The organism is Bacillus cereus group sp. MYBK227-1 (assembly GCF_051916325.1).
In the GTDB taxonomy this organism is placed as follows: domain Bacteria; phylum Bacillota; class Bacilli; order Bacillales; family Bacillaceae_G; genus Bacillus_A; species Bacillus_A cereus.
Map to the genome: position 1 here is coordinate 793,786 of NZ_JBQAGK010000003.1, position 22,774 is coordinate 816,559.

Genomic DNA, 22,774 nt, shown 5'->3' on the forward strand with positions numbered 1-22,774 from the left:
TAGGAAGAAAAAAGGGGGAAGGAACATGCAAACATCTATGGAACCAGCAAATGGGTTAAACCATTCAAAGCATAGGAAAATGGCAACCATGTTATCAATCATTCCAGGCGTGGGCCAAATGTATAATAAACAATTTGTAAAAGGTCTTATTTTTCTAGTATTAACAGGTTCTTTTATTGTAGCCTTTGCTGATTTATTAAATATGGGATTATGGGGTATTGTAACGCTTGGTACAGAAGTTCCACGTGACCATTCTGTCTTTCTATTAGTAGAAGGAATCTTGGCCCTTATCGTTATCGCTTTTGGGCTAGGCATATATGCATTTAACTTATATGATGCATACCAAAATGGAAAGAAACGTGATAGCGGAACACCGTTAAATTCTGTAAAAGAGCAATATCGTAATTTGTTAGATCAAGGTTTTCCTTATTTAATGGTTTCACCAGGTTTTCTACTACTTATCTTTGTTGTCGTATTTCCAATCATCTTCGTAATTTTAATTGGATTTACAAACTATGATTTATATCATTCTCCTCCAGCTAAATTAGTAGATTGGGTGGGCTTTAAAAACTTTATTGATATTTTCACTTTACCGATGTGGAGAGAGACATTTGTAAGTGTATTCTCTTGGACTGTCATTTGGACATTCGTTGCAACAACATTACAAGTTGCACTTGGTATTTTCTTAGCGATTATCGTAAATCAGCCTGGTATTAAAGGAAAGGCGATTATTCGAACAATCTTCATTTTACCGTGGGCGGTTCCAGCATTCGTATCTATTCTTGTTTTCTCTGGTATGTTTAATGAAACATTCGGAGCGATTAACAATCAAGTATTAGCTTTATTCGGAATTGAAAAGATTGCTTGGATGACAGATCCATTTTGGGCGAAGATTGCTTTAATTATGATTCAAACGTGGCTTGGGTTCCCGTTTATCTTTGCGATGACAACAGGTATACTGCAATCGATTCCGGGAGAATTATATGAAGCGGCTACAGTAGATGGAGCGACAGCTTGGCAACAGTTTCGTAAAATTACATTGCCACTTGTGTTATATGCAACAGCACCAATATTAATTACGCAATATACGTTTAACTTTAATAACTTTAGTATCATCTATCTATTTAATGGTGGAGGTCCTGCTGTAGCTGGACAAGACGCAGGTGGAACGGATATTTTAATTTCATGGATTTATAAGTTAACGATGACTTCAGCGCAGTACGGAAAAGCAGCAGCTCTTACAATGATATTATCGTTAATTGTTATTACAGTTGCGTTATGGCAATTTAAGAGAACAAAATCATTCCAAGAAGAGGATATGATGTAAATGAATATTAAAAGACAGAAGATGTTACGTCTCTCATTAAGTTATTTAGTTATTTTCGTAATGTGTGCCATCATTTTCTATCCGTTATTATGGATTATTGGCTCATCGTTTAATCCAGGTGATAGTTTATCTGGATCAAGTATTATTCCACAAAATGCAACGTTAGATCATTATCGTAAGTTATTAGATCTAGAGAATAGTAATTACTTACTATGGTATAAAAACACATTAAAAGTAAGTGTTTTAACGATGATTTTCTCAGTGTTAGCAATTAGTTTTACCGCTTATGCATTTTCGAGATATCGTTTTGTTGGAAGAAAAAATGGTTTATTAACATTTTTAATTCTGCAAATGATTCCAAACTTTGCAGCGTTAATTGCTTTATACGTATTAGCTCAATTAACAGGATTAATTGATACACACCTTGCATTAATTTTAATTTATGTAGGCGGGGCTATTCCGATGAATACATGGCTTATGAAAGGGTATTTTGATACGATTCCGAAAGAACTGGATGAATCAGCTCGAATGGATGGAGCAGGACATTTTCGTATTTTTTGGCAAATCATTATGCCACTTGCAAAGCCAATCGTAGCGGTTGTAGCGTTATTTACTTTCATTGGTCCATTTACAGATTTCATTTTAGCGAGTATTATTTTGCGAACACCAGAAAATTATACTTTAGCAGTTGGATTATATGAAATGGTTGCGAAGAAATTCGGTAATGAATTTACAACGTTTGCAGCGGGTTCTGTGTTAATTGCGATCCCAATTTCAATTTTATTCCTATCACTACAAAAATACTTTATTTCTGGTTTAACAGCTGGAGGTACAAAAGGATGAAAAATGGGACATTACGTCCCATTTTTCTTTTCATCTCCCTATAAATAAGTTTATAGGGAGATGAAAAGAGATTTGACATCACATGTGAAAAGAAGTGAAATAAATAGTATATTATAGTATAGGAAAAAATAGCTATATCCCTTACAATACATGAAGAGGGAGAATAGGATTAGTTTTGCAAGATATAAGAAATGAAAGTTTATGACTTGCAATGAGTGCGAGATAAAATATATGAAAAATGGCAGAGAAATGAGAGGAGGGGGATTTTTATGACAGTTACAATTAAAGATGTGGCGAAGCAAGCGAATGTTGCACCATCAACAGTTTCTCGTGTAATTGCTGATAATCCAAGTATAAGTGAAAAGACAAAGCGCCGTGTTAGGAAAGTGATGAGTGAATTAGGGTATCATCCCAATTTAAATGCGAGAAATCTTGCGAACCAAACGACGAAAACACTTGGTCTTGTTATGCCAAGTTCTGCAAGTAAAGCTTTTCAAAATCCATTTTTCCCAGAAGTTATAAGAGGGATTAGTTCATTTGCACACGTAGAAGGTTATGCGCTTTACATGTCGACAGGTGAAACGGAAGAAGAAATTTTTAATGGTGTCGTAAAGATGGTACAGGGACGCCAAATTGGTGGCATTATTCTTTTATATTCAAGGGAGAATGATCGGATTATTCAATATTTACATGAACAAAATTTCCCGTTTGTTTTAATAGGAAAACCATATGATCGAAAAGATGAAATTACATATGTAGATAATGACAATTATACAGCTGCAAGAGAAGTGGCAGAATATTTAATTTCATTAGGGCATAAGCAAATCGCGTTCATTGGTGGTGGATCAGATTTACTTGTAACGAGAGATCGTTTAGCTGGTATGAGTGATGCCTTGAAATTAGCAGACATTGTATTACCAAAAGAATATATTTTACATTTTGATTTTTCGAGGGAAAGTGGTCAACAAGCTGTTGAGGAATTAATGGGACTGCAGCAACCGCCAACGGCAATTATGGCAACGGATGACTTAATTGGACTTGGTGTGTTAAGTGCTCTTTCTAAAAAAGGATTCGTTGTACCGAAAGATGTTTCTATTGTAAGCTTTAATAATGCTTTATTATCAGAAATTGCGAGCCCTCCACTTTCGACAGTTGATGTGAATATTTATCAGCTAGGATATGAGGCAGCAAAAGCTTTAGTTGATAAAGTAGAGAATGCAGAATCCGCTGCAAAGTGTATCATTATCCCTCATAAATTACTAAAACGTCAAACTTGTGATCATTATGCATAAAAAAGCTAAGAGTTTAACTCTTAGCTTTTTTCATTAGAAAGGCTTCTAATCGGTCGCAGCCTTCTTTTAAAGTTTCGATACTATACGCATAGGACAAGCGAAGGTAGCCTTCACCGTATTCAGAGAATGCTGTTCCAGGAACTACAGCTAGTCCCGCTTCTTTGACAAGATCAAGTGCAAAATCAAATGATGAAGATGTCAAATGACCAACATATGGGAATAAGTAAAATGCACCTGTTGGCTTTTCAACTGTTAATCCCATTTGAGTGAGTCTATTATATACGTAATCACGGCGTTTTTTATATTGGTGGCGCATCATTTTTGGTGCGTCTTTAGCTGCTGTTAATGCTTCAATTGCAGCGTATTGAGCGATTGAAGTAGCACACGTTACATTGTATTGATGAACTTTTAATATGTGTCCTGCTAAATAGCTTGGTGCGAATAAAAGTCCAACACGCCAGCCGGTCATAGAATGTGATTTAGATAAACCGTTAATGACAATTGTCTTTTCACGCATTTCTGGGAAATGTGCGATAGATGTATGCTTTTGTTCATATACAAGCTCGCTATAAATTTCATCTGAAAGGACGAAAATATTTTTATCTTTTAAAACATCTACAATATCTTTTAATTCTTCTGTGGATAAAGTTACACCAGTTGGATTAGAAGGATACGGTAGTACGATACATCTTGTTTTTTCTGTAATAGCATTTTTAAGCGCTTCAGCTGTTAAACGAAATCCAGTTTCACGAACATCTACAAAATTAGGCGTTGCACCGCATAATCGAATAATAGGTTCGTAGCCTGGATAAATAGGAGCAGGTAAAATTACTTCTGTTCCTGGCTCTAAAATCGTTCGGAATGCAACATCAATTGCTTCGCTAGCACCGATTGTAACGATGGTTTCGTTTTCAGGTGAGTAATGTAAATCGTAGTTATCTTTTACGAAGTTACAAGCTGCCTTACGTAATTCTAGTAAACCAGCGTTATGTGTATAGCTTGTATAGTTTTCTGTAATAGCCCGTTTTGCCGCTTCTTTCACGAGAGAAGGTGTAGGGAAATCGGGTTGTCCAATTGTTAAAGAAATCAAATTACCATAGTTTTGAATCATGTTAGAGAATTGACGGATTCCAGAAATTTGGATATCCTTCACTCTAGGGTTAATGAATTGTTCCATTGTATCTCCCTTTCTTCCGTTTGAAAATTAAGTTCATTTTATCATATTTTCTATGATTACGCTTTGTATATGTTATTTAGAAAGAGAGAGAAAAGAGAAAAAAAGCCGCTATAAGCGACTTTTTAATATCCGTATTCCCAATCTATTTCATCTTCATTCCAGAGTACAGAGGATACCTTGCCAAGGTGAACAACTGATTCGTTCACAGCACATGTGCAGTTTTCTTCTCCCGCTTTATGCTGTAACTCTTCATATACTGATTTTTCAACATTTTCTAGAACAACCAAATTTTCTTCTTTTAAAACAAGCGTAGTACCCGCCATATTTATCTTCCTCCTACTAAAGTAATGATCACTTATTTGTAAACATAGATAGTATGGATTATATGCTGTATTTTGCTATAGTTGTCCGTCTAAAAAAGTATTTTTATATTTTCTTTGTAATCCGTATTCATTGTATACTGCACGAAGGAAATTTGGTACAGGGTTTACAATCATTTCGAAAATCTGTAACAATTATTATGAGTTGTTAACAAAGAATTAACAAATATGTTAAGAAAAATCAAAATTTTAAAACAAATACACCTATAAAATGATATAATCATATCAAAATACATATAGGGGATGAGAGGTTATGGAGCTTATCCGTGATTTATTGATTCAAATTGCCATCATAATTTTGCCACTATTTTTATATGAAGCGATTCGTTTAAATCGCTATCAAGAAATGCCTCCGAAGCCAAATCGTTACTTTATTATGTTTTTATCTAGCGTTACGCTCGTTCTCTCCATGACATACTCTATTTGTTTTGGCAATGTGTGTGGGTATAACTTTCACCCCATTCCAATTGTCAGTGGTTTTTTATATGGTGGGATTGTTGGTTTAATCCCAGCGGTTATTTTTGTTGCATATGAATGGTTACTAAAGGGAATGAGCTTTCTTCCAGTTTTAGAAGTAATATTTTTATTGATAGTTCCGCTATTTTTATCAAAGAAATGGTCTCTTTTTTCAAGGGATAAGAAATTAATTTTAGCATTTATGATTTCATCATTTTATGTGCTTGTTTCTTTAGTATTAGGCATGATTAATGTTCTTTTGGAAACAGGATTTACACCGTATATTTCGCAAATATATAGCGGATTTATATTTGCCTCGCTTATCATGGTCATGACAATGGTATTCCAGGTGTATTTAACTGAATATTTAAATGAAAATGCATTGCTACGTACAGAGATGCAAAAATCAGAAAAGCTTAATATTGTAAGTGAGTTAGCAGCAAGTGTGGCACATGAAGTTCGAAATCCACTAACTGTTGTTCGTGGATTTATCCAATTGCTAGAAAGTACGGAAGATGTGAAGAATAAGGATTATATGCGTCTCGTATTAGCTGAATTGGATCGGGCGGAACAAATTATTTCAGATTACTTAAATTTAGCAAGGCCGCAAATTGAGAAAAAAGAACACATTTGTTTATCAGCCCAATTAATAGAAATGACCACTCTTATGTCGTCATTTGCAGCGATGCAAGGTGTATATTTACAAGTTGAAATTTCAGAAAGTCTTTATACGATTGGTGATAAGACAAAATTGAAGCAAGCTATTATGAATGTTGTTAAAAATGGTATTGAAGCAATTCAAGGAAATAAAGGATATTTAAAAGTAACAGCTATTCAAAAAGATGAAACAATCATAATAAGAGTTAAAGATAGTGGTGTTGGTATGACGAAAGAACAGTTAGCAAGGCTTGGGCAACCATATTATTCTTTAAAAGAAAAAGGGACAGGATTAGGACTTATGGTAACATTTAGTATTTTACAAGCGCATAATGGTACATTGGAATATAAGAGTGAAAGTGGAAAAGGGACTGAAGCAATTATTATATTACCAGCTGTACAAAATAAGGAATAAAAGTTACCGATGAAAGGTAACTTTTTATTTTATATTGTTTATTCATTTGTTTTTTCTTGTTTTGCTCGGCTAAATAAACTTTTAAATGATTGAAAGAAGCTTTGCTCTTTTGAGGCAGCAACCATTCTTTTTGTTTCTTGAATTTCTCGAATAACTTGCATAAGCTGTGCATCACGGTTACTGTCTTTGTTATAAATTTGACTAACAAGTTTATTCATTTTTTCTTCCTGTTTGGATTCTCGTTTATACATATGATTCATTAATAAGTCCATCTTTTCTTTTTGCAGTGCATCTGTTTGAGCGGCGTGATCGACTAACTCTTGAAGCATTTTTTCTTGAGAGCCTTCTTTTACATAAACTTGTTGCATCAATTCGTCTAGTTTCTCATCCTTTAAACGATTTTGTGTAATTAGAGTAGAATTTTGATGAATAATTGCTTCATTTAATTGAGCTAGCATTTCAAGTTTTAACATGAACTCCTCAAAGTTACGCCCATCTTCTTTTTCTTTCGTTTGTATCTCTTGCTTATCTTGTATAACTGGTACAGGTGGGGCCTCTTTTTCTTTTAAAATAATCGGTATCGTTTCTGAAATATCTTCTTGTAATGTAGCAGCTCTTTCGTGTATAGATTTCAATAGTTTTAAATCATCAAGTTTATAAATACGAGCATCAGCTGTTTTGGAAATCATATAACCATGTTCCTCTAACAGCTGACTATATTTGCGAACTATATGTTTTGGGATGCCTGTTTTATTCGTGACATCTTTCGTTTTATAGGTAGCTTCCATCATATTTCCTCCCCAAAAAGTATCGTATATATCATTTCAATCTTTTATGAGGACTTCCTTTGAAAAAGAATGTCGGAAGGCTATTAGTTTTCTACAACATTAGTGAAAAAATGAAAATTTTTGGCGGAATGGCAAGGAATAACTAAAATAATGTCTGAAAACATATACAGGAGAAGTTTGTTATAATAACGGAGGAAAAGAAACTGGTAGAAACATGGAGGTATACATGAAGCAATTAAAAGGTATTATCATTTCAATTATCGCAATTCTGTCTATTTTAGTAGCAGTTTATGAAGTACTTGTGCCAGAGGAAACAAGTGTAAAGAAAACGAATACGTATGATCAAGTGTTAGAATTTCCGAAAGAACGTTATCCAGAGACAGGAAAACATATTACGGATGCTATAAAAGAAGGGCATTCAGAAGTTTGTACAATCGATCGTGGTGGTGCTGCAGATAGAAGGAAATTGTCCTTAGCACCATATCCATCAAAAAAAGGGTATGATCGTGATGAATGGCCAATGGCGATGTGCAAGGAAGGCGGAAAAGGAGCACATATTGAATATATAAGTCCGGCGGATAACCGCGGAGCAGGTTCTTGGGTAGGGAATAAGTTAGATAAATACCCAGATGGTACGCGAGTAAAATTTGAAGTGAAGTAGTAGTTGTATATTTCATAATGAAGGAGAAGGGGAACTATGGAGTTAACGATTTCTTATTCGCAATTAATGTTGATGAACTATGACGGTGAGCAGCCTTATGTAGATTGGACTGATGAAGATTTTGAAAGAGGTTATGCTAAGGCAGATGGAACTGTTATTTTTGAAGCACTTTCTGATTATACTTGTGAAGTGAAAGTGACCCCAGGGAAACATATTGAAAAAGAAGAAGTAGTTAGAACGATTACGGTTCCTTTTACAGTTGAAAATGAAAGTATCGTTATAACGAGTATTCTTTCTAATAAATTTCAAATACCTATTCCAAATGGTGAGTATACAGTTGTATTACAAGCAATTCCTCTTGAAGAGCCAACGGATGATGAATTATATAAAATACAATATGAATTCTTTTTTGAAAGTAAAGAATAAAAAATGGGTTATCCTGAGAAAAGGATAACCCATTTTTGTTATGCGTTTGTTTTTAAAAGGGAACGAGCATCTTTCGCTGCTTGCACCATATGTTCTAAAGCTGGAATAACTTCTTCTGTTCTTCTCGTTTTTAAACCACAATCGGGATTAATCCAGAAATATTTAGGATCACATACTTCTAAAGATTGTTCTACGATTTTATACATTTCATCTTTACTCGGTACACGTGGGCTATGAATATCATATACACCTAGGCCAATGCCTTTTTCATATGTTGTATGTTTTAATGTATCAATAAATTCTCCGTGACTTCTTGATGTTTCGATAGAAATTACATCTGCATCTAATGCGCGAATCGCGTCAACAATATCTTCGAAGTTACTGTAACACATATGAGTATGAATTTGTGTTTCATTTGCTACAGAAGAAGTTGCTAAAAGGAAGGATTGTACTGCCCATGTAATATAAGCATCCCAATCTTTTTCTTTTAGTGGCATTCCTTCACGAAGTGCGGGCTCATCGACTTGGATTACTCTAATTCCAGAAGATTCAAGTAGTTCAATTTCGTGACGAAGAGCTAGTGCAATTTGATACGAAACTTCTTTTCTTGGAATATCATTTCGAACGAAGGACCAATTTAAAATTGTAACAGGTCCGGTTAACATTCCTTTTACAACTTTCTCTGTTAAGCTTTGTGCATAAACTGTTTCCTTAATAGTCATGCCGTTAATAAAGGCTACATCACCATAAATAACAGGTGGTTTTACGCAGCGGGAACCGTATGATTGTACCCAACCGTTTTTAGTGAATGAGAAACCAGCAAGGCGCTCACCAAAATATTCGACCATGTCAGTTCTTTCAAATTCACCATGTACAAGTACATCAAGCCCAATTTCTTCTTGGTAACGAATCCATTTTTCTGTCTCTTTTTCAATAAATTGTTCATATTGGTCATTTGAAATAACACCGTTACGCCATTCTTTTCGCGTTTGACGAACTTCAGTTGTTTGCGGGAAGCTACCAATAGTCGTTGTTGGTAATAGCGGTAACTCTAGAGCAACTTGTTGTAATTCGTATCGTTTTTCAAATGGAAGAGGACGTGAAAAATCTTCTTCTTTTAGTGCTGTTCGTGCTGCTTTGACATCTTCTCGGTTACGTGCAGCAGATGAACGAATTGTATGATGTACGTTTCGATATGTTTCCAGCTCATTACTAATGCTTTCTGTACCTTGAGTGAGAGCGGAATGAATAAGAACTAACTCTTCTAATTTTTGATTTGCAAATGCTAACGCATCAAACAGCTCAGTCGATAAGTGAGTTTCTTCTGTTTTATCGATTGGTGTATGCAATAAGCTACAAGAAGGCTGAACGATGATATCTTTCGTTTGGACTTGTTTTTGTAACGTTGTAAATAACTCAAGAACTTCATCAAGGTCAGCTCTCCAAATGTTACGGCCATCTATACAACCGACAGCTAAAGTTTTATCAGCTGGGAATCCATATTTTGAAATAGCATTTAGATTACCTTCTTTACCATGAATGAAATCTAATCCAATACCGGATACCGGGAATGTAATAATTTCTTCATAGTTTTCTTCTACGCTATCAAAATATGTTTGTAAAAGAAGAGTCGCATTTGGAACTTCTTTACGAATAGCTTCATAAATTTCTTTTGCTTGTTGAACTTCTTTTTTAGTTAAAGAAGCGAAAATCGGTTCATCAACTTGAATGGCTGGTGCACCAGCTGTATGTAGTTCTGAAAGCAGTTGTACGTAAGGTGCAACTAACTGTTTTAAAATGGTAGGAAATTGTTCTTGTGTATAGCCTTTAGCTAATTTTAAGAAAGTATATGGTCCTAAAATAACAGGCTTTCCATCTACTCCTAATTCTTGTTTTGCCTCTTCGTATAAGCGAAGTGGACGATTATCTTTTAAAGAGATTTGTAATCCCTCTTCATATTCAGGAACGATATAGTGATAGTTTGTGTTAAACCATTTTGTCATTTCGGAAGCTACGTGATCTTTAGAGCCACGCGCCATTGCGAAATATACATCAAGGTAAGATGTAAACTCAGAAAAACGTGATGGAATAAATCCTAGCATATAGGCAGTATCCAAAACGTGATCATAATATGTAAAGTCGCCAATTGGAATGAGTTCAATCCCTTTTTCTTGCTGTACTTTTACGTGTTGAAGGCGAATTTCTTTCATTGTTGTTAAAAATTGTTCTTCATCGATTTTATTGGACCAAAAAGCTTCCAATGTTTTTTTCCACTCTCGTTGTAGTCCGATACGTGGATAACCTAAGTTACTTGTTTGAATTGCCATTTTAAATTCCTCCCTAATTGAAAGTAAGCATTTCCGTTTACTAGGAAATACCTATAACAAAAAGTACAAAGACATAGAAAATAAGCCTTCCTTTTTGTTTTAACACCTCATCATCATCCGTGAATCTATCAGTGTTGTTAAAACAGGCAGGTCTCCTGACTTATGCTTCATATAATTTCTTTTACCTTCCCGTTTTCACAGTGGCACCAAAAAGAAATCTCAGCATTTACAGTGGCGGGACCGTGTTGGAGTTTCACCAAGCTTCCCTTTTAAACACGAAACAAAACTTTCGTGTACCTATTTTCCTTTTGAAAGGAATTTAACAAGCGATATGATATTGAAACAAATTTTAACATAATTTTTGGAATTTTGTCTACTGTTTTAAAATAAGAAAATTCTAAAGTTTTTATTTCTTAGTATTCTGACTTTTTATATTCTGGAGTAACGAATAATATTACAGTATGAAAAGAGAAATTGAGCTATGAAAGAAGTAGGGATGTCTTCTTTCATAGCTCAATCTTCATCTATAGCAACTTCTGAAAGTCGGCCTGCTATAGCATCTTTAAGGAGGGTGTTTAGCCATTGTAATTCAACTGTAATATGCTCAATTACACTTTGCAAAATATATAGTTGTGCACGTGGAACCTTTCCTTTATTACAATCATATATCGTTTGCATAGTATGTAAATATTGAAGAGTATCGTTTTTCTTTTTTTCTAAAATAGGAACTAATTCGTGATCATTGCTAAAGTGAGCGAAAGATAAGGCTGAATAAATAGGTTTATATATTTGGTTTTTGGCTTCGAATTGTTTTAATAGTAAAGTGTGGAATAGTTTTTTGCCTTCTTCTGTTATATGAAAAATCGTTTTGTCAGGTCGATTTGTGTCTCTAATTACATTTGTAATATGAATTGCCCCTTGCTTTTCTAATTGCTCGAAGGCGTAATAAAGTGATCCTTTAGCATATTTAATATAACAATCCATTTGTCGTTCTTTCATAATATGCTGCACTTCATATGGATGTTTATCTCCTTCGAGTAGCAAGCCGAGAATGACTAATTTCATGCTCATGCTGTCTCAACTCCTGTATATAAAAACTTTATCCAGTAAGATCCCCACCCAAAAATTCAGCGGAAGCAAAGAAGTTAGGTGGGGATTAACTGCCCGTAAAAGCCCGATTGGTGTGGGCTAATAATCAGTGGGGGATGAACATCCCCCCACTGATTAAAGTTTCACTTTATACATATTATAAACGGCATATCCTTTTTCATAAAGGAATATGCCGCTTCTTTTTTATATTAACTAACTTGCTTTTGTTTTTCTTTCTTTTTAGGGCCTGTAAAGAGGCGTTCATTTCCCATAAGTAAAATACAAATAATACTTAGTACAGCCGGGATGAGTGCCCAGAAGAATGTATTCGCAATAGATGTAGCGAGAGCTTCTTTAATACCCGCTAATATTTCAGCAGGAATTTTTGCGGTAGCGCCTGGTGATAATAAGAAACTTGTGTCTCCGCCTTTTGGAGCTAATTTTGCTAGTTCAGGGGGGAATACAGAGTTTAGTTTATCTGTAAAAATATGATTTTGAATTGTACCGAAAATCGTTACACCAAGGGTCATACCGAGTGATCGGAAGAATGAGTTTGTTGATGTCGCCGAACCACGGTCCCGCATTTCCAACTTGTGAATAGAAGACATACTTAATACTGAGAATGAGAAGCCAACACCAAGCCCAGCGAGAATCATAAATAGTGTTACGAGTAAACGAGGTGTGTCCATTGTTAAAGTACTTAATAAATAAATACCAAGAACGAAGAAGACACCAGATACCATCATAATGTTACGATAGCTTGTTCGAGAAGCTAATTGTCCTCCTGTTTGACTTCCAATTACAGAACCAACCATCATTGGTGTTAAAATTAATCCAGCATTAGAGGCGGAACCTCCAAGAACGCCTTGAATGAAGATTGGAATATAAACTGTACAGATAATAAAAGCGGCACCATAGAAAAAGGCAACTCCTTGACTAGCTGCGAATAAAGGTTTTTTAAATAGATGGAACGAAATAATAGGCTCGGTTGCTTTTCGTTCTACAAAGAAGAAAATAATAAGCGTAATAACTACTGTTGTAAATAAGCCAATAATTACAGTAGAATTCCAGGCATATTCCTTACCACCAAGTTCTAATGCGAACATTAAGCAAACGATACTTATGACAAGTGTAATAGCACCAGCCCAATCAATTTTTTGTTTTCTAAATTCTAGAGACTCACTGTAGTATTTAGTAATGAAGAAAAAGGAGATAAGTCCTAATGGAATATTAATATAGAAGACCCAATGCCAACTTATATAGTCTGTAATATAAGCACCTAATAAAGGACCGAATACACTAGATGTCCCGAAAACAGCACCGAATAGTCCTGTCATCTTCCCGCGTTTTTCTGGTGGGAAGATATCGTACATAATTGTGAAGGCGATAGGCATAAGGGCACCACCACCGATCCCTTGAATAGCTCTATAAATACTTAATTGCTCAATACTTGAAGCTGTTCCGCAAAGAGCAGAACCGAATAAGAAAAGAATGAGGCCCCCAATATAAAAACGTTTCCGCCCGTACATATCAGAAAGTTTCCCGAAGATAGGCATCCCTGCCATTGTTGCTACCATATAAGCTGATGTGACCCAAACAAACTTATCAAATCCTCCTAGGTCTCCAACGATTGTTGCCATTGCGGTTGCAACGATTGTATTATCCATTGCGGCCATTAATATACCAAGCAGTAAACCAGCAACAACAAATTTTGTCTTGTTGGCTTCTTTTTTTAATGGTTGAGTTTCCAAATATAACCCTCCTTTAGAAATAAGTAAACTATATTAAGTTTTGAGTGCAGTGGATAAAAAATTTTAATGTATAGTTGATTTTAATTTCTTTTCCATAAGTGCACTGATATGCCATAAAGAATATTATAGTCAAATTTGACTATAAGGCAAACTTTTTCTTACGTCAAAATATTCTTTCGTATGAGTAGAGAACGAGTGAGCCATACTGAATATTGCTATGAAGGGAATGAAGTAAATTGTAAAAAAATTTCATAAAGAACACCTTCTGTTAATAGATGAAAAATGGTTTTTTCTTCATATTGTCGAATAGGATAAAAGGAAGAGAAATATTAAACATTGCTTGTAGCAAGCTTTAGTAATTTGGGGAATTCATTGTGTGTATGTTACATCTGAAATGAGGTGAATATATATTATGAAAATATGGGGACGAATTTCGGATACAGGAAAGTATTCAATACCGCTACAACCAGTATTGTGGATTGACGGATCGAAAAAGGAAAACGAATTTCCTCAAGTAGCCGTTACATTACAAATTGGTAGTATGTATACAGAACAGTTTTCGTATGAATTGACCTACGATGTAAACGACATACTTATTATGCGAATTGAAGTGGAAAATAAAGGGGTAGAAATGATTTCGAGAGTTGTTGTAAGTCATATGATTCGAGATTACTTTGCTTATATTCCTAATTCTTTAAAAGTTGATAAGGGGATAAGTGAGTTTTTATTCCAGCTTGTTAGATGGCGAATTGATGATTTGTTACCGAATGAGAAGGTGGAACTACGTTGTAAAATAAAAGCTAATAAAGATAAAGCTCTTAAACAAACATTCTTTCAGGCTACATATACATTTCAAGATAAAGAGATATCATATGGCCCACTGCAAACAAATGAAGTTGTTGTGCGTCAATGATAAAAAGGAACCTGTACAAAAGGTTCCTTTTTTAGTGAAGGTTGTGTTTTTTGAGTATTTTCTTTTGCTCCATTCCTTTTTTTCCTACATAGTTATTTTTGTAGCCAAAGTATAGAATAAATAAAAATGAAACAACATTAACAATAGCGTCGATTTGATCGTTTGTAATAAAGTGTATTCCGAAAGAGGTAAATAATAATTTTAATGATAATAGAAAACCAGCTAGTAAACGCATAGCATCTGATAGATTCTCTTTTTGTAGCATATAGATTACTCCTTTCTATAAAAGTTATATATTATATATATGAAATAGAGTAGAAAAGGTATACAAGCTTAAGCAGAAATGTACATTGCATATGTACATTTTTTATTTTGTAGAAAAACATTATTGATATAGAAACATATATTGGTATAAAAGGGGGAAAAGTATGAAACATAAAGGGAAAATTAGTGGATTATTGCTTGGCAATACTGTGGCAGTTACAGAATGGATTGCACTTCAGGATGTAATTGCAAAACTGGATTCACGATCATTTTATACCGTCTTTATTATTTATATATTGCAAATGATACTAAGTTATTATTTTGGACATTGGTACGATAAAAGAGCGAACGAGCGTATGGGTATGGAAGTAGGAGGAATGGCAAGCAATGATTTTGTTGTTGATTTTTTTGGGAAAGTAGCTGCTTTATCTGAAAGAGATTCTCGTAATATTACAGTGTACATTCTTTCTGTAAAAGAATGGGAAGGATTAAAAGACACGTTGCAAGAAAAAAAGTTGGGAGTGTTAGTACAAAAATTAGAGAGTACCATTGTAAAGACAATTCGGAAGGGTGATGTTGTTACAAAGTGGGATGAAAATAAGTACGTTATTGTAGCAATTGATAATGGTCATGAAACATCAACAATAACAAAACGATTAATGAAAAATATTGAAAGTGAAATAGAAGGTGATTTACTCAGTGTCACTCTTTTATTTGGAGCAGCTAGCTATCCAGTAGAAGGAAAAACGTTTGAAGAACTGTTGAGAAAGTCGCAAAATCAATTGTACCAGTATAGAAATTTGTAGGAAAATGAGTGAAGCTTTGATTTGAAGATATATGATAGGAAGATGTTTTATTTGTAACATTTTTTTGACTTTTATTACAAAAAAACGCCGCGTTTGTAATAAAAGTCTTTAAAAATATATGAAATAAGCATATAATTATGATGGTAGTGCCAATGCAATTTGCACAGTGTGTTTTATTTTAAAAGTGTAGAGGAAAGCAAGCTCTACACTTTTCCTTTTTAGGAAATGAAAAGAATATTTGTAAGTTGTTGCGAGATATCGATTGTACTGTGTAAAATGAACAAAGAGATTAATTGATAGAAAGCTGGAAAGGGAATGATAGACGTGAGAGCGGAGCGATCACCTTTTATCAGGTGAACTATTATAGTCTTATTAAGACTGAGGTGAAATTCCGTGGATATTAAAGTAATACATAGTGTGAACAGGCCTTAAAAAACACGAAGTAGTATACTTAAAGATGGATATGGAATTGCTAAATAATTTAAAAAGAATAATGTAATATCAAGTAATAATTTGTACAAACAATATTAATGATCTTCGTAAAAAAGATGCGAGTGTATAGAACAATTACATATTTTATAACTTTTTTATATTACACGATGGTCGTTTATAAGTAGGAGGAAGAGATGTTGAAATATAGTAAATTAGCAATTGTAACTACATTATCAATGATTTTATTAGCCGGTTGTTTCGGCCCGAAACCAGAAGAAGAATTATATGTAGCGTTTGAAAACGCTGCTAAACAAGAAAAAACAATGTTTGAAGATGCAAAAAAACTTGAGACTTTAGAGAAAGAAGGACAAGAATTATATAACCAGATTGTTCAAGAAGGAAAAGATAATAATCAAACTGTTAAAGAAAAACTGAATCAAGCAGTGAAAAATACAACTGAACGAGAAAAAGTGCTTACAAAAGAAAAAGAAGTTTTAAATAAAGCGCAAGAAGAAGTGAAGTCAGCTGATAAGTATGTGAAGAAAATTGAAGATAAGAAATTGAAAGATCAAGCTGATAAAGTGAAAAGCACGTATGAGAAACGCCACGATTCATTTAATAAAATGTATAACAGCTATAACAAATCTTTAAAACAAGAAAAAGAGTTATATACAATGTTACAAGATAAAGGTACTAAATTAAAAGATATTAGTGACAAAGTAAAAGTAGTAAATCAATCTTATAAGGATATTGAGTCAGAAAAAGATAAATTTAATGAATTTACAAAGTCTTATAATACAGAAAAAGTAGCTTTTTATAAACAAGCAAATATTAAAATTAAAGAAGAGAAAAAATAAAACAGTTTGGCCTACACTTGGCCAAACTGTTTTATTTTTTTGTATAAGTACGACTATACCATGGAACAGGCTCACTTAATTTTTTTTCTTGTTTTAATGCTTCAGGACCAATATAATCTTGAAGTGTTTTTTTTGCTACTGTTAAAGATAAGGTTGTTTTCGGATTTCGATAGGAGGATTCAAGATGACCAAGATGCGGTAGAATTCGAAAATCTTCTTTCGTAGGAGGGATGTGGAAAAAATAATCGCCTAAACGTATAAGGACATCAGATTGTTGTTGGCTAAAACGTGGGTTTCTAGAAAAATGCAATCCTTCTTTAATTGCTTTTTTTTCAGCGATCAAACGTTCTAAAGCTGTCTTTTTTAACCAGTATAAATATTTAGGATTAGTAGCTGCTTTAGCATGACGATTCACAACGAAAATAGATTGAGCTAGTCGATTAATAGAATGTTGGTTTTGTAATTGAGATTGTGGTTGTGAAGGTTTCATATTGAATCTCCTTTCAATTTTTCATTATTATACCATAAATAAAATAGGTATTTATTATACGCAAAAAGTGATTGTATATATTTTCAATATTAAAGCAATATTGTTACAAAAAACAACTATTTTGTATAATAGTAATAGAATATGTTTTTGAAATTTGATAATGAAAGAGTGAGAAGTTTGAAAGAAATATTAAAACAACAGTATGCCATTATAGATATTGGATCTAATACAATGCGTTTAGTTATTTATGAAAAGCAAAATGGAGGTTTTTATAAAGAGATTGAAAATACGAAAGTTGTTGCTAGGTTAAGGAATTACTTAATTGATGGTGTATTGAATGAAGAGGGAATAGAAGTATTATTACAGACATTATTTCAATTTCAAGAAAGTACAAGATTCCATCAGTTGCATCATGTACTTTGTGTTGCAACAGCAACAATTAGACAGTCGGAGAATCAAGAGGAAATTAAAAAGCTTGTTGAAGGACAAACGGACTTTACTCTTAGAGTATTATCAGAGTATGAGGAAGCGCGTTACGGATACTTGGCGGTTATGAATTCTACATCGTTTTCAGAAGGAATAACGGTAGATATTGGTGGGGGAAGTACGGAAGTTACATACTTTAGAAATAGAGAGATTTTAGAGTACCATAGTTTTCCTTTTGGGGCACTTTCTTTAAAGCAACAATTTATTAAAGGTGATATTCCTACTAAAGATGAGTTAGAGGGAATGCAACAGTATTTAGAGTTTCAATTTCGAACGTTACCATGGTTAATCAATAAGAAATTGCCTCTTATTGCAATTGGTGGTAGTGCTAGGAACTTAGTAAAAATCCATCAAAATTTAATATGTTATCCTATAGCAGGATTACATTTATACAAGATGAAAGAAGAAGATATTGAAAGTGTAAAAGAGGAATTGGAAAAATTGTCGTTCATAGAACTTCAGAAATTGGAAGGATTAGCAAAAGATCGAGCAGATACGATTATTCCAGCGGTTGAAGTATTTCATACACTTGTTAATGTTATAGAGGCACCGGCATTTGTATTAAGTAGAAAAGGGTTAAGAGAAGGTGTTTTCTATGAAGAGTTGACAAAAGATTTGGGGATTTCATATTATCCGAACGTAGTTGAAGAAAGTTTGCATTTACTATCACATGAATACGAAATGGACATGGAATTTGTTATTCAACTTATTAAACATGGAAGATTAATTTGCAAACAACTTGAGGAAATAGGGCTTATTTCTATGACAGTAAAAGACTGGGAAGTGTTCCATCAAGCTGCGAAAGTATTTAATATAGGCAAATATATAGACGAAGAAGCGAGCCGTTTACATACGTTTTATTTATTAGCGAATAAGACAATTGATGGCATGATGCATAAAGATCGAGTAAGGCTAGCGCTTATTGCATCGTATAAATCAAAAATGTTATTTAAACAACATTTATCTCCATTTGAAGGTTGGTTTGATAAAAGCGAACAAAAAAAAATCCGCCTGTTAGGAGCTGTTTTACAATTTTCAGCTACTTTAAATGTAAGGCAACGATCGCTTATTGATACCATATCTATAACAGAAAGCGAAGAGGGATTAACGTTTAAAGTTTTATGTGAACAATCGGCATTAGCAGAAAAAGTACAAGCTGAAAAACAAAAAAAACAGTTAGAAAGAGTATTAAAAACGAATATTAATTTATTATTTGAACTAAAACATTAGGTTGTACGGATGTCTTTACGAAAAATTTACACTTTGTAATATTGTAATTTGATAAAATGAAATTAACTAAATTATAGTAAAAAAGTTTCAAGGGGAAGTGTGAAGAGAATGGAATTATTGAAGGGGAATGCAGTAAATTTAAATGATACAGCTTATTACAATAATCGAGAGTTAAGTTGGTTAGCATTTAATGAACGTGTCTTACAAGAAGCGCAAGATGCAAATAATCCACTTTTGGAAAGATTGAAATTTATTAGTATTTTTAGTTCGAATTTAGATGAATTTTTTATGGTACGTGTAGCGGGATTAAAGGATCAAGTGAGTGCTGGATTTAATCAACCAGAAAATAAAGCTGGCTTAACACCGAAAAAGCAATTAAATAAAATTGCGATAAAAGCCCATGCACTAATGACAGTACAATATGATACATTTAAAAATTATGTATTACCAGCACTTGAGTTAGAGGGAATTGAACGTTTAACATTCAATGATTTGACGAAAGAGCAGCGAGAATTTATAGAAGAGTATTTTGACGAGCAAATTTTTCCGGTGTTAACTCCTGTAGCTATTGATGCATATCGCCCATTTCCAATGTTATTAAACAAAAGTTTGAATTTGGCTACTCTTTTATATGATGAGAAGCAAGCGGAAGAAGAAAACAGGACGAAGTTAGGGATTGTACAAGTTCCTTCATTACTTGAGCGCTTCATAATTTTACCGAGCGAAGGGCAAAAGCATAAATTTATTTTATTAGAAGACGTAATTAGTAGCTTTACTCATAAATTATTTACGGGATATACAGTATCATCTGTTACTCGTTTCCGTATTACACGCAATGCAGATTTAACGATTCATGAAGAAGGTGCGAGAGATTTATTAAAGGTAATTGAAAAAGAATTAAAAAAGCGTAAGTGGGGGGCTGCTGTACGTTTAGAAGTTGGGAAAGAACACATTGATGAAAGAGTATTAGCGTTATTATATGAGGTTCTGGAAGTAAAAGATGAAGATGTATATATAATGGATGGCCCATTAGATTTGACATGTTTGTTTTCTTTATATAAAAAACTAGCTCCTTTATATGAACATCTTGTATATCCAGCTCTTATTCCGCAACCGCCTCAAGATTTAGGTGATGAAGAAGATGTATTTGAAAAAGCAATTGAGCATGATATTTTATTACATCATCCTTTTGAATCATTTCAGCCGGTAGTTGATTTTGTCCGTGATGCGGCAGACGATCCGAATGTACTTGCGATTAAACAAACGTTATATCGTGTAAGTGGTGATTCACCGATTATTCAGGCGTTAAAGATAGCGGCTGAAAAGGGAAAACAAGTGACGGTATTAGTTGAATTAAAGGCAAGGTTTGATGAAGAAAACAATGTTCACTGGGCTAAAGAATTGGAACAGGCAGGCTGTCATGTTATTTACGGTGTCAGTCACTTGAAAACACATAGTAAAATTACGCTAGTTGTAAGGAGAAAAAACGGAAAAATCGAAAGGTTCGTACATCTGGGAACTGGGAACTATAATGATGCAACAGCGAAGTTATATACTGATTTTGGATATATTACATCAAGAAAAGATTTTGGGGTCGATGCAACCAATTTCTTTAATTATTTAAGTGGTTATACAACAAAGCCACATTTTCATCATTTATCGGTTGCTCCATTTGATATAAGAGAGCAATTTATGGATTTAATAGATGAAGAAATCCGTTATCATAGGCAATATGGAAATGGATATATTATCGCTAAGATGAATTCATTAACAGATAAACCGTTAATAAAAAAAATGTACGAAGCATCACAAGCTGGAGTAAAGGTAGAGCTCATTGTTCGAGGAACATGTTGCCTACGACCTGGTATTCCAAATGTAAGTGAAAATATTCGTGTAGTTAGTGTTGTTGGAAGATATTTAGAACATAGCCGTATTTATTATTTCCATCATAATGGGGAGGAGAAAATATATTTATCTTCAGCTGATTTGATGACGCGAAATATGGAGAAGCGAGTGGAAATATCTTTCCCGATATTAGATATTGAAATGAAGGCACGAATTAAGGCGATTTTACAGCTTACATTAGCTGATAATGTGAAAACACGTGAACAAAATAAAGATGGTGATTACTATTATGTTATTAATGGTAGTACAGAAGAAATTGATAGCCAAGTGAAGTTGTTTAAGATGGCGTATCAAAATACAGACGCTGAATAATGAAAAAAAGTAAAAACCTCTTATGTCCATAAGAGGTTTTTACTTTTTTCTACTCATATGCTCCAAAAATGGAAGGATGAGTAGAAACAATAGTTTTATTATAAGCGTGTAATGAGATGGCTCGTTGAGAGAATAATATTTGAAAGAATCGTTACTTTAACCTAGTAATAGTATGGTTGCTGACATGGTCCACCGTAACAAGGATAAGGTGCTGGCGGCGGGAAAGGTGGTGGATAAGGTGGATAAAATGGTCGAGGGCCGAAAGCTAATGCTCCGCCGAGCAATCCACCAGCAATTCCAGCTAGAAAGGGAACGCCAAAAAACGGGAAGAAGCGTGAGTCGCCTACTGGACCAATAGGTGCTGAACGGACTGGAATTGGTTGATAATATGGATACATGAACATACCTCCTTTATTGGACTCACTTTTATCATATGGTAAACGAAACATGGATGAGCGCGTACAAGAAAGGATATGTAAGAAAATAGGCGAATTATTACGAATGTTGGAGTGTGAAAATTGTGATTTCAGGTTTTGACATAAAACGAAATGGGACACGTGTTCTTCCAAGACCTCGATTGACATAGAGAGTTAAATCCTGCATCGTATAGAAGCCTTCAATATAGTCTTTGGCGAGTGATGGTGTAATAATAGCACCTAAAAAAGGAATTTGTACTTGTCCGCCATGGCTATGACCAGAAAGTTGCAAGTTGATTGGATATTTGGAAATTTGCGGCGCGATATCTGGCTCGTGAACAAGAACGATGTTATAAGTATTTTGCCGTGCATGTTGTAATGTTTTCTCTATTTTTGGTTTGCCTAGTAGTATATCATCGAGACCGAAAATAGAAATTTCACTATTATCCATTAGACGAATTCTTTTTTCACTATTTAGCAATAGTTCAAATCCTGATTCACGCATGATGTGCTCATAGTATTCAGTTCCATATCCACCGTGATCATGGTTACCATAAATAGCGAATTTACCGAAGGGGGCTTGTATATTTTTTAAAATGGATGCGACAAAAGGAGTGTCAGTATACGTTTGATAATTATCAATGAGATCTCCGGTAAAAAGGACAATATCTGGATTTACAGCATTAATTTTAGAAACAACTTGAGATAAATGTTGAAGCGAGAAATAGTATCCGAGATGTAAATCGCTGAATTGAAGAATTTTCATACCATGAAAACTTTTTGGGATGAGTTGTGATTTTAATGTGTGCTGTGTAAAAGAAATGAAATGGGGTTCTATATATTTAGCATAGTAGTATCCGATGCCACTGGTTATAAATGAATAGAGACAAGTACGCATACCAATTTTCAAAAAATTTCTTCTTGTAATGTGCGTCATAAAAATATGAGTATACCTCAATGTTTTTATTCCATTTACAGGCTACTCAAATCTCCTTTCAGTTTATTTAAAAATATATTTTACATAATAAAAAATTAGTATAGATTACGAAAAAAATGAATAAAAAGAAAGTTCTT

The 22,774-nt window shown here is 33.9% G+C and carries 21 protein-coding genes and 1 riboswitch; of the genes, 11 read left to right on the plus strand and 10 right to left on the minus strand.

Features of this window, described 5'->3' with window-relative positions:
• The first annotated feature begins 25 nt into the window (after positions 1-25).
• The 3 genes from malC to malR all read left to right on the plus strand — a co-directional run bounded on the left by malC (position 26) and on the right by malR (position 3,462).
• Positions 26-1,327 carry a maltosaccharide ABC transporter permease MalC gene (malC, locus tag ACTFRM_RS17520; RefSeq protein ID WP_001194996.1) on the plus strand — a complete coding sequence of 434 codons (1,302 nt, stop codon included), beginning with the start codon at positions 26-28 and terminating at the stop codon, positions 1,325-1,327.
• Positions 1,328-2,170, plus strand: a complete 843-nt coding sequence (gene malD, locus ACTFRM_RS17525; RefSeq protein ID WP_001022608.1) for a maltosaccharide ABC transporter permease MalD — start codon at positions 1,328-1,330, stop codon at positions 2,168-2,170. It begins immediately after the preceding gene.
• Between the two features lie 269 nt (positions 2,171-2,439).
• On the plus strand, positions 2,440-3,462 hold the full coding sequence (gene malR / locus ACTFRM_RS17530) for a maltose operon transcriptional repressor MalR (RefSeq protein WP_000219052.1): 1,023 nt from the start codon (positions 2,440-2,442) through the stop codon (positions 3,460-3,462).
• A 13-nt stretch (positions 3,463-3,475) separates the two neighbouring features.
• Here the strand turns inward: malR and ACTFRM_RS17535 are convergent, their stop codons facing one another.
• Complete coding sequence (locus tag ACTFRM_RS17535) at positions 3,476-4,639, minus strand: aminotransferase A (RefSeq protein ID WP_173600351.1); 1,164 nt, start codon at positions 4,637-4,639, stop codon at positions 3,476-3,478.
• Positions 4,640-4,761: 122 nt separating this feature from the next.
• The gene (locus tag ACTFRM_RS17540) at positions 4,762-4,962 is read right to left on the minus strand and encodes a hypothetical protein (protein ID WP_000929280.1); all 201 of its coding nucleotides are present in this window, start codon (positions 4,960-4,962) and stop codon (positions 4,762-4,764) included.
• Positions 4,963-5,272: 310 nt separating this feature from the next.
• On the opposite strand from ACTFRM_RS17540, the gene kinB reads away from it, so the two are divergent.
• Positions 5,273-6,547 carry a sporulation sensor histidine kinase KinB gene (gene kinB / locus ACTFRM_RS17545; protein WP_000420369.1) on the plus strand — a complete coding sequence of 425 codons (1,275 nt, stop codon included), beginning with the start codon at positions 5,273-5,275 and terminating at the stop codon, positions 6,545-6,547.
• Between the two features lie 38 nt (positions 6,548-6,585).
• On the opposite strand, the gene ACTFRM_RS17550 is transcribed toward kinB, so the two are convergent.
• Positions 6,586-7,335: a DUF3967 domain-containing protein gene (locus ACTFRM_RS17550; RefSeq protein WP_000388471.1), complete on the minus strand. Its 750-nt coding sequence runs from the start codon at positions 7,333-7,335 to the stop codon at positions 6,586-6,588.
• Between the two features lie 226 nt (positions 7,336-7,561).
• Here ACTFRM_RS17550 and nucA point away from each other — a divergent pair, with 226 nt between their 5' ends.
• Positions 7,562-7,996, plus strand: a complete 435-nt coding sequence (nucA, locus tag ACTFRM_RS17555; protein WP_000811494.1) for a DNA-entry nuclease — start codon at positions 7,562-7,564, stop codon at positions 7,994-7,996.
• A 36-nt stretch (positions 7,997-8,032) separates the two neighbouring features.
• Positions 8,033-8,422 carry a competence protein ComJ gene (gene comJ / locus ACTFRM_RS17560; protein ID WP_000424030.1) on the plus strand — a complete coding sequence of 130 codons (390 nt, stop codon included), beginning with the start codon at positions 8,033-8,035 and terminating at the stop codon, positions 8,420-8,422.
• Between the two features lie 38 nt (positions 8,423-8,460).
• Here the strand turns inward: comJ and metE are convergent, their stop codons facing one another.
• From metE to ACTFRM_RS17575, 3 genes are all read right to left on the minus strand, one after another.
• Positions 8,461-10,749, minus strand: a complete 2,289-nt coding sequence (gene metE / locus ACTFRM_RS17565; protein ID WP_088361873.1) for a 5-methyltetrahydropteroyltriglutamate--homocysteine S-methyltransferase — start codon at positions 10,747-10,749, stop codon at positions 8,461-8,463.
• 128 nt (positions 10,750-10,877) lie between these two features.
• Positions 10,878-11,065: riboswitch (cobalamin riboswitch) on the minus strand.
• A 197-nt stretch (positions 11,066-11,262) separates the two neighbouring features.
• A complete protein-coding gene (locus tag ACTFRM_RS17570; protein ID WP_000062062.1) occupies positions 11,263-11,820 on the minus strand; it encodes a PadR family transcriptional regulator in 558 nt (185 codons plus the stop codon).
• Positions 11,821-12,047: 227 nt separating this feature from the next.
• Entirely contained in the window at positions 12,048-13,589 is a 1,542-nt protein-coding gene (locus ACTFRM_RS17575) for an MDR family MFS transporter (RefSeq protein ID WP_000449912.1), read from the minus strand.
• 412 nt (positions 13,590-14,001) lie between these two features.
• On the opposite strand from ACTFRM_RS17575, the gene ACTFRM_RS17580 reads away from it, so the two are divergent.
• Positions 14,002-14,502, plus strand: a complete 501-nt coding sequence (locus ACTFRM_RS17580) for a hypothetical protein (protein WP_000708120.1) — start codon at positions 14,002-14,004, stop codon at positions 14,500-14,502.
• Positions 14,503-14,533: 31 nt separating this feature from the next.
• Here ACTFRM_RS17580 and ACTFRM_RS17585 read toward each other — a convergent pair whose 3' ends face one another.
• A complete protein-coding gene (locus tag ACTFRM_RS17585) occupies positions 14,534-14,767 on the minus strand; it encodes an SPP1 phage holin family protein (RefSeq protein WP_000939448.1) in 234 nt (77 codons plus the stop codon).
• A gap of 163 nt (positions 14,768-14,930) precedes the next feature.
• On the opposite strand from ACTFRM_RS17585, the gene ACTFRM_RS17590 reads away from it, so the two are divergent.
• Positions 14,931-15,572 (plus strand): diguanylate cyclase domain-containing protein, encoded by a 642-nt coding sequence (locus ACTFRM_RS17590; protein WP_046392977.1) that lies wholly within the window; start codon positions 14,931-14,933, stop codon positions 15,570-15,572.
• A 626-nt stretch (positions 15,573-16,198) separates the two neighbouring features.
• Complete coding sequence (locus ACTFRM_RS17595; protein WP_440043473.1) at positions 16,199-16,861, plus strand: YkyA family protein; 663 nt, start codon at positions 16,199-16,201, stop codon at positions 16,859-16,861.
• A gap of 31 nt (positions 16,862-16,892) precedes the next feature.
• Here ACTFRM_RS17595 and ACTFRM_RS17600 read toward each other — a convergent pair whose 3' ends face one another.
• Positions 16,893-17,351 carry a YkyB family protein gene (locus tag ACTFRM_RS17600; RefSeq protein WP_000804864.1) on the minus strand — a complete coding sequence of 153 codons (459 nt, stop codon included), beginning with the start codon at positions 17,349-17,351 and terminating at the stop codon, positions 16,893-16,895.
• Positions 17,352-17,492: 141 nt separating this feature from the next.
• On the opposite strand from ACTFRM_RS17600, the gene ppx reads away from it, so the two are divergent.
• Both ppx and ACTFRM_RS17610 read left to right on the plus strand, forming a co-directional pair.
• Positions 17,493-19,067 carry an exopolyphosphatase gene (gene ppx / locus ACTFRM_RS17605; protein ID WP_002024754.1) on the plus strand — a complete coding sequence of 525 codons (1,575 nt, stop codon included), beginning with the start codon at positions 17,493-17,495 and terminating at the stop codon, positions 19,065-19,067.
• 108 nt (positions 19,068-19,175) lie between these two features.
• Complete coding sequence (locus tag ACTFRM_RS17610) at positions 19,176-21,284, plus strand: polyphosphate kinase (RefSeq protein ID WP_000421680.1); 2,109 nt, start codon at positions 19,176-19,178, stop codon at positions 21,282-21,284.
• Between the two features lie 161 nt (positions 21,285-21,445).
• Here the strand turns inward: ACTFRM_RS17610 and ACTFRM_RS17615 are convergent, their stop codons facing one another.
• Together ACTFRM_RS17615 and ACTFRM_RS17620 are read right to left on the minus strand one after the other, a co-directional pair.
• Entirely contained in the window at positions 21,446-21,682 is a 237-nt protein-coding gene (locus ACTFRM_RS17615) for a hypothetical protein (RefSeq protein ID WP_000283738.1), read from the minus strand.
• A 97-nt stretch (positions 21,683-21,779) separates the two neighbouring features.
• The gene (locus tag ACTFRM_RS17620; protein ID WP_002024756.1) at positions 21,780-22,637 is read right to left on the minus strand and encodes a metallophosphoesterase; all 858 of its coding nucleotides are present in this window, start codon (positions 22,635-22,637) and stop codon (positions 21,780-21,782) included.
• Positions 22,638-22,774 lie beyond the last annotated feature (137 nt).

Excerpts from the sequence above, each read along its gene's own strand:
- malC (WP_001194996.1), top strand. The coding sequence starts at position 26 with ATGCAAACATCTATGGAACCAGCAAATGGGTTAAACCATTCAAAGCAT.
- malD (WP_001022608.1), top strand. The coding sequence starts at position 1,328 with ATGAATATTAAAAGACAGAAGATGTTACGTCTCTCATTAAGTTATTTA.
- malR (WP_000219052.1), top strand. The coding sequence starts at position 2,440 with ATGACAGTTACAATTAAAGATGTGGCGAAGCAAGCGAATGTTGCACCA.
- ACTFRM_RS17535 (WP_173600351.1), bottom strand. The coding sequence starts at position 4,639 with ATGGAACAATTCATTAACCCTAGAGTGAAGGATATCCAAATTTCTGGA.
- ACTFRM_RS17540 (WP_000929280.1), bottom strand. The coding sequence starts at position 4,962 with ATGGCGGGTACTACGCTTGTTTTAAAAGAAGAAAATTTGGTTGTTCTA.
- kinB (WP_000420369.1), top strand. The coding sequence starts at position 5,273 with ATGGAGCTTATCCGTGATTTATTGATTCAAATTGCCATCATAATTTTG.
- ACTFRM_RS17550 (WP_000388471.1), bottom strand. The coding sequence starts at position 7,335 with ATGGAAGCTACCTATAAAACGAAAGATGTCACGAATAAAACAGGCATC.
- nucA (WP_000811494.1), top strand. The coding sequence starts at position 7,562 with ATGAAGCAATTAAAAGGTATTATCATTTCAATTATCGCAATTCTGTCT.
- comJ (WP_000424030.1), top strand. The coding sequence starts at position 8,033 with ATGGAGTTAACGATTTCTTATTCGCAATTAATGTTGATGAACTATGAC.
- metE (WP_088361873.1), bottom strand. The coding sequence starts at position 10,749 with ATGGCAATTCAAACAAGTAACTTAGGTTATCCACGTATCGGACTACAA.
- ACTFRM_RS17570 (WP_000062062.1), bottom strand. The coding sequence starts at position 11,820 with ATGAGCATGAAATTAGTCATTCTCGGCTTGCTACTCGAAGGAGATAAA.
- ACTFRM_RS17580 (WP_000708120.1), top strand. The coding sequence starts at position 14,002 with ATGAAAATATGGGGACGAATTTCGGATACAGGAAAGTATTCAATACCG.
- ACTFRM_RS17585 (WP_000939448.1), bottom strand. The coding sequence starts at position 14,767 with ATGCTACAAAAAGAGAATCTATCAGATGCTATGCGTTTACTAGCTGGT.
- ACTFRM_RS17590 (WP_046392977.1), top strand. The coding sequence starts at position 14,931 with ATGAAACATAAAGGGAAAATTAGTGGATTATTGCTTGGCAATACTGTG.
- ACTFRM_RS17595 (WP_440043473.1), top strand. The coding sequence starts at position 16,199 with ATGTTGAAATATAGTAAATTAGCAATTGTAACTACATTATCAATGATT.
- ACTFRM_RS17600 (WP_000804864.1), bottom strand. The coding sequence starts at position 17,351 with ATGAAACCTTCACAACCACAATCTCAATTACAAAACCAACATTCTATT.
- ppx (WP_002024754.1), top strand. The coding sequence starts at position 17,493 with ATGTTTTTGAAATTTGATAATGAAAGAGTGAGAAGTTTGAAAGAAATA.
- ACTFRM_RS17610 (WP_000421680.1), top strand. The coding sequence starts at position 19,176 with ATGGAATTATTGAAGGGGAATGCAGTAAATTTAAATGATACAGCTTAT.
- ACTFRM_RS17615 (WP_000283738.1), bottom strand. The coding sequence starts at position 21,682 with ATGTATCCATATTATCAACCAATTCCAGTCCGTTCAGCACCTATTGGT.
- ACTFRM_RS17620 (WP_002024756.1), bottom strand. The coding sequence starts at position 22,637 with ATGACGCACATTACAAGAAGAAATTTTTTGAAAATTGGTATGCGTACT.